Source organism: Marinitoga arctica (assembly GCF_054657315.1).
Map to the genome: position 1 here is coordinate 1 of NZ_BAAHYY010000013.1, position 12,475 is coordinate 12,475.

At 26.3% G+C, this 12,475-nt stretch carries 10 protein-coding genes; 5 read left to right on the top strand and 5 right to left on the bottom strand.

The annotated features are described in order from the left end of the window. Window positions 1-163 precede the first annotated feature (163 nt). Window positions 164-727, top strand: a complete 564-nt coding sequence (locus ACYQ44_RS04960) for a TetR/AcrR family transcriptional regulator C-terminal domain-containing protein (protein WP_459995662.1) — start codon at window positions 164-166, stop codon at window positions 725-727. A gap of 795 nt (window positions 728-1,522) precedes the next feature. Here ACYQ44_RS04960 and ACYQ44_RS04965 read toward each other — a convergent pair. The 5 genes from ACYQ44_RS04965 to ACYQ44_RS04985 all read right to left on the bottom strand — a co-directional run bounded on the left by ACYQ44_RS04965 (window position 1,523) and on the right by ACYQ44_RS04985 (window position 6,811). Beyond that, window positions 1,523-3,226, bottom strand: coding sequence for an oleate hydratase (locus ACYQ44_RS04965; protein ID WP_459995663.1), 1,704 nt, complete (start codon window positions 3,224-3,226; stop codon window positions 1,523-1,525). Window positions 3,227-3,383: 157 nt separating this feature from the next. After that, window positions 3,384-3,683, bottom strand: coding sequence for a nucleotidyltransferase family protein (locus tag ACYQ44_RS04970; RefSeq protein ID WP_459995664.1), 300 nt, complete (start codon window positions 3,681-3,683; stop codon window positions 3,384-3,386). After that, window positions 3,673-4,098: a nucleotidyltransferase substrate binding protein gene (locus ACYQ44_RS04975; protein ID WP_459995665.1), complete on the bottom strand. Its 426-nt coding sequence runs from the start codon at window positions 4,096-4,098 to the stop codon at window positions 3,673-3,675. Before ACYQ44_RS04975 ends, ACYQ44_RS04970 begins: the two co-directional genes overlap by 11 nt. An 11-nt stretch (window positions 4,099-4,109) precedes the next feature. Beyond that, window positions 4,110-5,426, bottom strand: coding sequence for a TldD/PmbA family protein (locus ACYQ44_RS04980; protein ID WP_459995666.1), 1,317 nt, complete (start codon window positions 5,424-5,426; stop codon window positions 4,110-4,112). Further along, window positions 5,423-6,811, bottom strand: coding sequence for a TldD/PmbA family protein (locus tag ACYQ44_RS04985; RefSeq protein WP_459995668.1), 1,389 nt, complete (start codon window positions 6,809-6,811; stop codon window positions 5,423-5,425). Before ACYQ44_RS04985 ends, ACYQ44_RS04980 begins: the two co-directional genes overlap by 4 nt. A gap of 196 nt (window positions 6,812-7,007) precedes the next feature. Between ACYQ44_RS04985 and ACYQ44_RS04990 the strand changes: the two genes are divergently transcribed. The 4 genes from ACYQ44_RS04990 to ACYQ44_RS05005 are packed head-to-tail and all read left to right on the top strand — an operon-like array spanning window position 7,008 to window position 12,474. Then, the gene (locus tag ACYQ44_RS04990; RefSeq protein WP_459995669.1) at window positions 7,008-9,824 is read left to right on the top strand and encodes a glycosyltransferase; all 2,817 of its coding nucleotides are present in this window, start codon (window positions 7,008-7,010) and stop codon (window positions 9,822-9,824) included. Next, window positions 9,821-10,513, top strand: a complete 693-nt coding sequence (locus ACYQ44_RS04995) for a WbqC family protein (protein WP_459995671.1) — start codon at window positions 9,821-9,823, stop codon at window positions 10,511-10,513. The genes ACYQ44_RS04990 and ACYQ44_RS04995 overlap by 4 nt, the downstream gene beginning before the upstream one ends. A gap of 13 nt (window positions 10,514-10,526) precedes the next feature. Next, window positions 10,527-11,480, top strand: coding sequence for a radical SAM/SPASM domain-containing protein (locus ACYQ44_RS05000; protein ID WP_459995673.1), 954 nt, complete (start codon window positions 10,527-10,529; stop codon window positions 11,478-11,480). A gap of 1 nt (window position 11,481) precedes the next feature. After that, window positions 11,482-12,474, top strand: a complete 993-nt coding sequence (locus ACYQ44_RS05005) for a radical SAM/SPASM domain-containing protein (protein WP_459995675.1) — start codon at window positions 11,482-11,484, stop codon at window positions 12,472-12,474. The last annotated feature ends 1 nt before the right edge of the window (window position 12,475 follow it).

Sequence of the window (12,475 nt, forward strand, 5' to 3'; positions counted from 1 at the left end):
GTCCATCTATGGTGAAGTAATAAAACAGTATAATTTTGCCGATAGTATCAACCTCATATCCGTGTTATAATATAATATATAATAATAATTTAGAGTAGATATAAAAACAATACTATGTGGAAGCTACATTTAAAAAATAAATGCTAATACGGAGTTGAATTTTATGTCTGAAATAACAAAAAAAGCACTAGCAAATTCATTAAAAGATTTAATGAAAAATAAACCTTTAGCAAAAATCACTGTTAATGATATTGTAAATAATTGTGGTTTAAACAGACGTACATTATATTATTATTTTCATGATATATATGATTTATTAGAATGGATTTTTATTACAGATATGTTAGAAGCTGTTGGAGAAAATAAAACATATAAAAATTGGCAAAAAGGATTTTTAAATCTACTATATTATTTAAAAGATAATAAAAAAATTATTTTAAACGCATATCATTCAATAGATAGAGATCGTTTGGAATTACATTTATATGATACTGTTGCAAAATTTATTTATGATGTTGTTGAAGAATTATCAAAAGGAATAAATGTTTCAATTGAGGATAAAAATTATGTTGTGAAATTTTATGAAATAGCTCTTACTGGTATGATAATAGATTGGATAAAAAATAAAATGAATGAAGATCCTAAAATCTTAACAGATAAACTTAATAAAATTATAGAAGGCGATATAAAAAGAGCATTAAAAAAATTCGAAAAAAGCAAAAAATAATACAAAATAGTTTTAATATTGCAAGTATATATTTTAATGTGATGGCTGATTTAAAAATTTTTAAATACATTCAATTGTTTATAAAAACCAATTTTGAAAATCCGTCAAAAATATAAAATTAGATAAAAACTAATAAAAACATCTCTGGAAATCATCTGGAGATGTTTTTATTATGAATATTTTTGTATCTGATAAATAATCTTATTGTTTCAGTAATAAAAATAAAAACTATTATAAAATGCTTCCAAATAAGAAAATATGTGATACCAAAAAAAGTGAAAGCATATAAAAAATCAATAATTTTATTTTGTTTATTTTTTACTATGATATAGAGAATATAAGAAAAAATCAATAATACAGAAGATATTAAATAATTTTCTATATTTTGTCTTGTAATAAAATTATTTGATATGATTGATAATAACAAAAATATATTTGGTTAAATTCTTCAATTTTTTGAGAGTCTGTCCAATTTTTATACCCGCTTTGAATACAAAAGGATTAATAATAATCATATAGAAATTATATTAATTATTACTGTAATATTTTTTGAATTTATAATGTTTGGAATTGCAAAAAATTTATCATTATATGTAATATTTCTAACTTAATAAGTTATTTTATTATTTCTATATATAAGAGTGTAATAGCTATATCACTTCTTTCCTTATGTATAATAAGGTCTTTTAAAAAGGGCCTGTTTTTTAGTATCTGGAAAATTTTTTACAGATTATAATACATACTACCAAAAATAATTTATAATCTAAAAGATGAGGCTTGTTAGCCTCATCTATATTACATTAAACCTTCAAGAGATGTATCTTTTAAAAGCTTTTTTACAAAAAATTCTGCAGGCAAAGGTTTTCCACTATATAATGTTTTAGTTGCATTTATAACATGCCTTATATCATATTTACTTGGATAAATTTCAGGAACTTTTTTATCAAGATTCAATAATTTATAAACTGCTATAATTGCAGAACGCACAGAATATTCCACTGTGAATACACAATCATTTTCTATCTCTACAAATTGTCCTAAAAATGCTAAGTTAACGCTTCCTTTTGGTACAACTTCCGGTCTATCTCCTTTTACACGTGGCATAAATTGACTTGTTATATGAGGCATCATTGCAGGTATAACAATAGCACTATCTACTATCTCTTCCATTAATTCTCCTTCTACACCAAGATGATATAATAATTCTCTTAATAATTCTTCACCTGTACATTCACTCATCTTTTTCTTTATATAATTACCTTCATTATCTGGGAATAAACCATATGCCCATAATACCAATACATTATCTGGCTGATTTGCAAAATGTGGTTGCCTACTGCATGTAACACTCATTAGCCAATTTGAATCTTTAATTGTTACAATACCTCCAGTTACAACTCTTCCAGAATATGGGTCTCTTCCTGTTAGGTCTCTAAGAACATCTGCCATTTTTGAATCTTTAAATGTCATTGTAAATGATTCCCATTTTGTTTTATCGATATTTTCATAGAATACTTCTGGTCTTCCAAATGCTGGGTCTTTTGCTGCAATATTTTTCCATAAACTCCATACTGGTCCTAATTCAGTATTCAATTCAGGAGCTTTATCCATACTACCCAATGTTGAATTTTCTGTCATTGATCCATTTATTACAAATACTAAATCATCTCTTGTTGTTTTTATATATTTTTTCTCTCCATTTTGAATTAAATGAATACCTGTTACAACCTTTTCATTTTCCGTTATATCTATATCAAGATCTATAACTTGTGTGTTGTTCACAAAATTAACACCATGTTCTTCTAACCATCTTATTAAAGGAATTACAAAAGAATCATATTGATTATATTTTGAAAATAAAATATCTCTTAATTCTGTCATACCCGGTAATAAATGAATAAATCTTTCCATATATCTTTTCATTTCTACTACACTATGCCAATTTTGAAATGCAAACATACTTCTCCATAATAACCACATATCTGTTTCTAAAAATGATGGATCAAAAAATTCTTCAACTGTCATAGCACCTAAATCTTCTTCTTTCATTAAAAATAATTTTGTTAGTTGTTTTATATGTTTTTCCTCTAAACCTAATGTTGGAACTGGAACTCTTTCACCACCACTTTTAATTACTCTTTGTGCTGAAACATTAGGATCCCAATCATTTATTTCTTTCATTTCATCTAACACTGTTTTGTTTGGATCTTCAAGAGATGGAATATCTGCGAACATGTCCCATGTACATTCATAATGCTCTTCCATTTCTCTACCACCACGAATGATATAACCGTTTTCGGGATCTCCTATACCATCTAATGCTCCGCCATTTATATCTTTTCTTTCGAAAATTGTAATATTTTTTCCATCCATATGACCGTCTCTTATTAAATAAAATGCTGCTGCTAAAGATGCTATTCCTGATCCTACAAGATATGCTTTTTTGTTTTCAATTCCTTTTGGTTTTTTTGGATTATATTCTCTTTGATATACACTCACTTTTGATAACCTCCTTCAAATTTTTCTGACATGATTAAGTATAAACCATTTGTTTATTTTTGTAAATAAACAAAATTGCTTATATGTGCAAACTTGCAACACATTAGGCAATTTGTGAAAATGTAAATCCTATAAAAAATATAGCGACCTGAGGCCGCTATATTTTTATTTTGATGTAATTATTTAATATAATATTTTTGAAACTTTCGGAAGTTCTTTGCCAATCAATAATATCAACTCTAAAAGGTAAATCCGAATCCTGAAAATCTTCTTCAATTTCAAACAAAGTTGTTAAATTTATCTTTTTTCCACAATCAATAGCAATATCAAGATCAGAAGATTCATTTGAATTACCAGTAATTCTGGAACCAAAAATTATTATTGTGCAATTACACATATATTTTCTTAAAATTTCTATAATTAAATTAAAATATTCCTCTTTAATATCAAAAGTCATTTTTTTCTTTAAGCCTCTCTAATAAAAATTTAGCATCGTTTATGAATTCTTTTGATACTTCAAAAACTTCTTCTGCAATTTCCATATTATATGTGTGAGACGTTAAATTCCTATATTTATGGTATTTAAACCATTTTTGAACATTATCTATAAGTTTATTTTCATAGCTTAATCTAAAAAGCTCTTTTCTTGGTATGCCATCTACATAAATTTTCCCTATATTTTCTTCAAGCCATCTTTTCATAAATTTCCAACATAATTCATATGTAAATTCAAAGTTCTGTATAACTCCGGTTTTAATTCCATATCTAAATGTTAAATCAAGAGATTCCATAAATTCATTATCATTTGTTTTTTGTATAAGCATATCCAGAGAATTTATAGCTTTTTCAAGACTGCTAATATCTAATGCCATAAAAATCTCTCCTATTCATTACCAGCAATATCTGTTTCAGATATAATTACAGATGGAACTATAGTATCACTAAATGAGATCCACATATCATTTCCTATTTTTTCCACTTTCTTTAATATTTCAAGGAAATTACCTGATACAGTGATTTGCTCAACTCCTCCAACAATTTCTCCATTTTCTACCTTTAGTCCTTGTGCTCCTAGCGAAAATTCTCCAGAAATTGGATTTGCACCAGAATGTAATCCTTCTAACGAAGTTATAATAATTCCATTATTTAATTCCTTAATTAATTCATCAAAACTTTTTTCACCTGGTTCGACTAATAAATTTATTGGAGATATTCCTCTTCCCCCAGCATTACCTGTTGATTTTTTATTTTCTTTTTTTGCCGTTTTTAAATTATATAAAAATGTTTTAAATTCACCTTTTTTGATAATATCTTTTTCTGTAGTTGGAACACCTTCTGAATCAAAAGGTGCATTAGATAAAGATCCTTCATAATATGGAATATCCTTTATGGTTAAGATTTCACTACCTATTTTTTCATTTAATTTATTTTTTAAAGGAGACATATTCTTTTGCGCATTTTCTGCTGAAATCATAGGTATTAACATTGTAGCTAATAATGATGCAAAAACATCATTTCTAAAGATAATTCTATATTTACCGCTCTTTACTGACTTTGCTCCTATTTTTAACTTAGCTTCTTCTAAAGCTTTATTTGCAATATCTTCAACATTTAATTTTTCTGGCAATGGTGCAATACCATACCAAAAACCTGATCTAGGAGATACATCTTTAGCAACAACAGATAAATATGCATATCCCCCATCACCTTTATATATTTTATCCAATCCCAAAGTATTTGCCATTGCTATTTCTGTTGTTTGATGTGCATATACTGTCATAGGTACCATCATTATTTTTTCATCTTTAGATGCTATTTCAAACATTTTATTTAATTTTTCCATTTTTTCTTTAACACTTAATTTTTCAAATTTTCCATAATACGATTTTATATCTAAATATTCACCAGAACCGTCATGAAACATATTTTCTTCATTAGAGTCAATAATTTCATAATTTGTTATAGCTTCTTCGAGTAATCTCTCTGGATTGTCAAAAATAGTTGTTGAAGCAGCTCCTATTTTTCCATCTTTTAACACTTTTAAAGAAATTGAACTACTATTAGCATCTTTGTATTCATCCATATTTCCATTTGCTAATCTTATTGAAAATTCATAATTTTTAGAATAAGAAATTTGAGCTTCAAAACCTTTCTCTTTAGCTAATTTAAATATTTTATCTTTAAATTTATTATATGTCATTTGTTTCGCCCCCCAACAATTATTTCAGAAACCCTTATAGTTGGTTGTCCCACATCTGCAGGAATGCTACCAGAAATTGATCCACACATTCCTTGTCCTCTAGCAACATCATTTCCTACCATATCTATTTTTTGAATTATTTCATATCCTTTTCCTATTAACGTGGCACCTCTAACTGGTTTTGTGATTTTCCCATTTTCTATTAAATATCCTTCATTTACAGCAAAATTAAATTCACCAGTTGATGGGTTCACAGAACCTCCGCCCATTCTTTTTGCATATAGTCCGTATTCTGTATTAGCAATAATTTCTTCAGGATAATTATCTCCTGGCAAAATAAAAGTATTTGTCATTCTTGAAGTTGGTGCAAATGTATAATTTTGTCTTCTTGCACTTCCTGTAGGTTCCATATTCATTCTTCTTCCACCTAATTTATCTATCATATAGCCTTTTAAAATACCTTTTTCTATTAGTAAGTTCCTTCTTGTTGGAGTTCCTTCATCATCTATATTAGTTGAACCCCAAGCGTTAGGAATTGTACCGTCATCAACAGCAGAAACGCATTCTGCTGCAACTTTTTGTCCTAATTTGCCAGCGAAAACAGAAGCACCTTTTGCAACAGATGTTGCTTCAAGAGCATGCCCTACGGCTTCATGGAAAATAACACCACCAAATTCATTTGCAATAACTACTGGTAATTTCCCCGCAGGTGCAGGCTCAGCTTTTACCATTTTCACTGCGGTTCGTGCAGCAACTTTACCAGCTTCTTCTACATCTATTCTGTCAAAAAATTCAAATCCCATGCCAGCTCCTGGACCGTAAAATCCTGTTTCCATTATTCCGTTTTCTTCTGCAACAGCAGAAATCATTAATCTTGTTCTAACTCTATTATCTTCTGCAAAAACACCTTCAGAATTTGCGACTAAGATATTTTGATTATATTCCCAGTATCTAACAACTACTTGTTTTATTAAATCGGAATAGTGTTTTGCAGAATTATATGCTCTTCTCATTACATCAACCTTTTTCTTTTTTGATATATCTTCAGGATATAATAAAATAACGTGCTTATTTTCATATGATCTTTCTGTAAGGTTCAAAGTTAAATCTCTTATTTTAATCTCTCCAAGAGCTTCACCAACTCTTTTTGCAACATTTAATATACTTTCTCTACTTAAATCATTTGTATATGCATATACTGCTTGAGTATTAAAAAAACCTCTTATTCCAATACCAAAAGTATTTCCTGATGAAGCATTTTCAAGATCTCCATTTTTCATTTCAAAAGTATTTGTATATCTTTTTTCAACAAACACTTCTGCAAAATCTCCACCATATTTTAATACAGTGGTTATTATTTCATTTATTAAATCTTTACTTAACACTATTTCACCCCCGAGTTGTTAGTATAATACTATTATATCATACAATTATATAATTAGTAAAGCTAATCATATAATTGTATTTAATTTTATAATTAATATATATAACTAATTAATTAGCTTTACTAATCAATTAGTTAAGGAAAAGCATCCTTTAAGACGAAATATTAATTGAATAAGATTTTTTGGAGGTTAAAAAATGAATTTAGAAAAAATGATTAATGATGGTAATTTTAATAAAGTTATAGAATTTTTTAATAATAAAAAAGAAAAAAGTGAATCTGATTATTTGTTTGCAGCAATTGCTTATTATAATTTAAATCAAAAAAATAAAGCCATAGGTATATTGAAAGAATTATTGAAAATAAATCCAAACAATTTAGATGCTTTATTTAATCTATCCAGTATATACTATAAAACAAAAAATTGGAATAAATTGAAAGAAACTGCTTTAACTTATTATAAAAATGATCCAAATGATTGGGCTATAAACGATATGTTAGCAGATTTATTTTTATTTGAAGGACATTTTGATAAGTCTATATCCTTTTTAGAAAAAGCATTTAATAATGCTAATCAAGGTGTGGAAAGTTATTTTAAAGAAAAAATTCAAAAATTTAAAAATAAATTAGAAAATGCAAAAAAACTACCCAAATTAGCTTTTATTTGTGCAAAGGGACTTGATAACTTTATAAATGATATTATAGAGGGATTATCAGATGAATATTGGGTAAGAAAATTTATAGTTACGAAAAACGAAGAAATATATCAAGCAATAGACTGGGCAGATATTGTATGGTTCGAATGGGCAAATGAAGTGGCGATTATAGGGAGTTACTATCAAAAATTAATAGGGAAACCTGCAATAATAAGACTGCATAGTTACGAATCTCTTTCCTATTATCCAACAAAAATTAATTGGAATAATATAGACAAGTTAATTCTTGTTGCTGATCATATTAAAGATATAATCAGATCTTATATTCCAAATATTGAAAATATGGTGGATATTGAGATAGTTCATAATGGTATTAAATTAGATACTATAAAATTTAAAAAAAGAGAAAAAGGTTTTAATATCGCTTGGGTTGCGCATATATCACATAAAAAAAACCCTCCCATGATGCTACAAATAATAAAAAAATTAGTTGAAAAAGATAAAAGATACAAACTTCATATTGCTGGGGACTTTCAAGATTTAAGGTATGAAATTTATTTAAAACATATGATAAAAGAAATGGGTTTAGAAAATAACGTTATATTTTATGGTTGGGTTGACGATATGGAAGAGTGGTGGGAAGATAAAAATTATCTTCTATCTACTAGTATTCATGAAGGTCATCCTTACAATGTTATTGAAGGAATGGCTAAAGGTATAAAGCCTATTATTCATAATTATTACGGGAGCAAAAATCAATGGCCTAATGATTTAATATTTAATAGTGTTGATGAAGCTGCTAATTTAGTTATAGAAACCAAGTATGAATCTGAAAAATATAGGGATTTTATTGAAAATAATTATTATTTCAAAAAAATGCTGAATAACATAAAAAAAATAATACATACTCTAAGTAATAAAAAAAATGATATAAATAAAATGTTAGAATTATCTTATAAAAATCCGGAAAATTTTAAGAATAATGAGTATATTTTTAATTATTATTTAGATAGGAAAGAAATAAAGAATTTTATGGAATTTACAGAATATTTATTAATAAATGGAAGGCTTGAATTAAAGAAAAAAATAGATTATTTTCTAAGAAATTTATATTATAAATTTGAAAGTTATGAAAGATTCGAATATTTATCAGATAAACCTTTTATATATCTTGAAAAAGAAGGAGAAAAATATTTAAATAAATATTATAATAAATACTTTTTGTCAAAAAAGGAAAAAGATGAGAAAATTCATTTCTTATATATTTTAAATGGATTAGATTATTTTCAAATATTGTTTAGATTTGTTTTTGAAAGTATAATCAATAGTCATAATGAAAATATAGAATATCATATTTTAAGTTTGTTAGATGAAAATAGTTTCAATAATGCAGAATATGCTAAAAAAATTTTAGCTAAAAATAATATAGATTTTTTTATTCCTAGCCCATCGGAAAATATGGAAGATAGAATAATTCAATACTATAAGTATATAGCGAAAGTTAACCCTGATATATCTTTTTATCAATCATTTTATTTAGCACCATATGGCATATTAGTATATCCATTATTAAAAAAAGTTTCTAAGATAATAGGAAGACATATTACCCAAGATATAGAACCCTATTTTGATAATAAGGTAGATTTTGTGTATACAGGATTAAAAGATAAAAATATTTTTACGAAAAATATATTTTTTAAATTACCACCTGTAAATTCGGAATTAATAAATAAAAATAAAGACATAAAAAAAGATTATAAAATATTTGAGAATAACAAAGTTATTATTTCTATTGGAAGAGCTGTAAAATATTATAACAAACACTATTGGAATGTAGTGAAAAAGTTATCGGACGATATTGAAAATATTACCTTTGTATATTTTGGTCCTAATTATGAAGGTATTTTCAAAGAATATATTCCACAAAAATATATATATAATAAAAAAATAATGTTATTAGGCGCAGATTTAAATGCGCGTGCTTATTTAAAAAGTTGTGATTATTACATAAATTCTGCTCCTAATGGAAGCGGAATTTCATTTAATGAAGCTTATTATGCTAATTTACCAATAATAACTTTTGTTAAGGATTATGATTATACAAAAAAATCAATAGAAAATAGAGTAAATTCATTACCATTAATGTTTTATAAAGATGCGCTTAAAATTTTTCCTAAATTAGGAGATTATGAGGAATTATATCAATTTGCAAAAAAAATTATTATTGATGAAAATTTTAAAAATTTTGTTCAATCCAAGAGAAAAATAAAAAATAAAGATTTGGAATATAAATCATTTGTTGGAGAATTTGAAAATTTTGTTATTAAATTATTAAAGAAGGCGGGAAATAAATCATGAAAATAGCGATATTACAACCAAATTATTTACCCTGGAAAGGTGTTTTTGATATGATTAATCTTGTTGATGTATTTGTTTTTTTAGATGATGTTCAATATACAAAACATGATTGGCGTAATAGAAATAAAATAAAAACCAAAAATGGTGCTCAATGGATTACTGTCCCGGTAAAGTCTAATAGCATAAAACAAAAAATATATGAAGTAGAAGTTTCAGATAAAATTAATTGGCAAAAAAAACATTATTACTCATTTTTAGCTAATTACTCAAAAGCAAAATATTTTAAAGAATATGAATTTTTAATAAAAAATTTTTATATGGAAAAAAAATGGACAAAATTAAATGATTTAAATATATATACTACAAAAAAAATTGCAGAAATTCTAAAAATAAACACAAAGTTTGTTAAATCTTCAGAATTAAATATATTAACTCAAGATAGGAATCAGAGGATAATAGATATTATTAAATATTTTAATGCAAAAATATATGTTTCTGGACCTTCGGCAAAAAACTATATGAATATTAAAAAATTTGAGCAAAACAATATTCAGATATATTTTATGAATTATGATTATCCAGAATATCTTCAATTATATGATGGGTTTATTCATAATGTAACTGTTTTAGACGTAATATTTAATTGTGGGGAGAAATCCTCAAAATATATTTTTCAAAATAAAATTTGAACGGAGGGGAAAAATGCAAAAAAATTTTGATGTTTATTATGATAAAGAAAAATTAAAGAAAATATTACTCCAGAGAATAAAAGATGAAGAAAAAAATATTTTTCCAGAAGTTGTACTAATAGATACTATTTCTTATTGTAATTTAAAATGTTTTATGTGTCCTCATAAGAATATGAAGAGAAAACCTGGAATAATGTCTTGGGATTTATATAAAAAAATTATAGATGAAATAGCAATAGAAAATTCTTCGACAAGAGTATGGATGACTTTTTTTGGAGAAGGATTAATGTTAAGAGATTTAGATGAAAGAGTAAGTTATGCAAAAAGAAAAGGATTAAAAGATGTTGTTTTAAATTCAAATGGAAATTTATTAAACGAACGATGGTCAGAACGATTAATTAGAGCTGGATTAGATGTATTGTATGTAGGGATAGATGCTTTTGATGAAGATACTTATAAGAAAATTAGAGTAAATGGTAATTTAAATAATGTTGTAAAAGGAGTTTTAAAATATAAAGAATTATTAGATAAAATAGGAACAAAAAATCAAAAAATATTTGTACAATTTGTTGAAATGTCAGAAAATGAAAAAGAGCTAGAGAACTTTATAAAATTTTGGAATAAACATGATATTCCAGTAAAAGTAAGGCCTAAAGTAAGTTGGGCAGGAAAGGTTGAAGCAAAAAATTTAAAAGATTATGAATTTAGATTGCCATGTAATTGGGCTATGAATACTATGAATATTTCTGATCAGGGTAAAGTTTGTATGTGTGCTGTAGATTTAAATTGTGAGGTTATATTTGGAGATATTAGGTTAAATAGCATAAAAGAGATTTGGAATACAACACTAAAAGAATTTAGGTTAAAACATTTAGAAAGAAGATGGTCAGAATTGCCTGATTTGTGTAAAAACTGCAAGGATTGGCAATCAAGTTATGCATCTTATATTGATCCGGAGGTGAAATAATATGAAAAAAACATATAAAATTTATACGGATTTTTTAACGCATGTACCTAAAGAATATAAAATAAAGGAAGAAGCAAAGAATTTTCCATTGATGGTTGTTTTAAGTGTTACATATGTATGTAATGCTAAATGTCCTTCTTGTCCATATACAATATCAACAATAAGAGATAATTATAAAAAAGAATTATATATAAAAGAAGAATTATTTAAAAAGATTGCAGATGAATGCGGACAATATGGGGCATATATAAGATTAACTGGTGGTGGGGAGCCAATGCTGCATCCTAAAATGGTAGAATTAATTGAATATGCAAAAGAAGTAGGAGCAAAAATAGGATTAATAACAAATGGTTCATTATTTAATGAACAAAATTCAAGAAGATTATTAGAAGCAAATATTGATATGATTGAATTTAGCGTTGATGCAGCGAAAAAAGAGGATTATGAGAAAATTAGGATAGGGTTAAATTGGGAAACATTAGTAGAGAATGTTGAAAGAATGGTAAATCTAAGGAATAAATTAAAAAGTAAAACAAAAATTATAGTAAGTGCAATTGTTCAGCAAGGAATAAATCCAGATGAAATTTTAGATTTTTGGAAAGGGAAGGTCGATCATGTACAGTTAAGAAAATTTTTAACGTGGGGAATGGGAGATCCTTCGAAGTCAGCTGATCCGACGCCATATTTGCCATCTACAGCTCCTTGCCCATGGCCCTTTGAAAGAATGAATGTAGATACTTTTGGTAATGTTGCAATGTGTGGTTATGATATAGCTTTTGAAACAAATTTTGGAAACGTAAAAGAAAAAAGTATAAAAGAGATATGGCTTGGTAAAGAGTTTGAAAACATAAGGGAATTACATTTAAAAGGTAGAATGGATGAAATTTCATTATGCAAAACATGTACTGATAGAAAATACAGAACATGGAATTATAATTATTATAAATTGGTGGAGATCGCTGAAGAAAATCGTAAGAAAAAGATAGAGGGATAAT

Excerpts from the sequence above, each read along its gene's own strand:
- ACYQ44_RS04960 (WP_459995662.1), top strand. The coding sequence starts at position 164 with ATGTCTGAAATAACAAAAAAAGCACTAGCAAATTCATTAAAAGATTTA.
- ACYQ44_RS04970 (WP_459995664.1), bottom strand. The coding sequence starts at position 3,683 with ATGACTTTTGATATTAAAGAGGAATATTTTAATTTAATTATAGAAATT.
- ACYQ44_RS04975 (WP_459995665.1), bottom strand. The coding sequence starts at position 4,098 with ATGGCATTAGATATTAGCAGTCTTGAAAAAGCTATAAATTCTCTGGAT.
- ACYQ44_RS04980 (WP_459995666.1), bottom strand. The coding sequence starts at position 5,426 with ATGACATATAATAAATTTAAAGATAAAATATTTAAATTAGCTAAAGAG.
- ACYQ44_RS04990 (WP_459995669.1), top strand. The coding sequence starts at position 7,008 with ATGAATTTAGAAAAAATGATTAATGATGGTAATTTTAATAAAGTTATA.
- ACYQ44_RS04995 (WP_459995671.1), top strand. The coding sequence starts at position 9,821 with ATGAAAATAGCGATATTACAACCAAATTATTTACCCTGGAAAGGTGTT.
- ACYQ44_RS05000 (WP_459995673.1), top strand. The coding sequence starts at position 10,527 with ATGCAAAAAAATTTTGATGTTTATTATGATAAAGAAAAATTAAAGAAA.
- ACYQ44_RS05005 (WP_459995675.1), top strand. The coding sequence starts at position 11,482 with ATGAAAAAAACATATAAAATTTATACGGATTTTTTAACGCATGTACCT.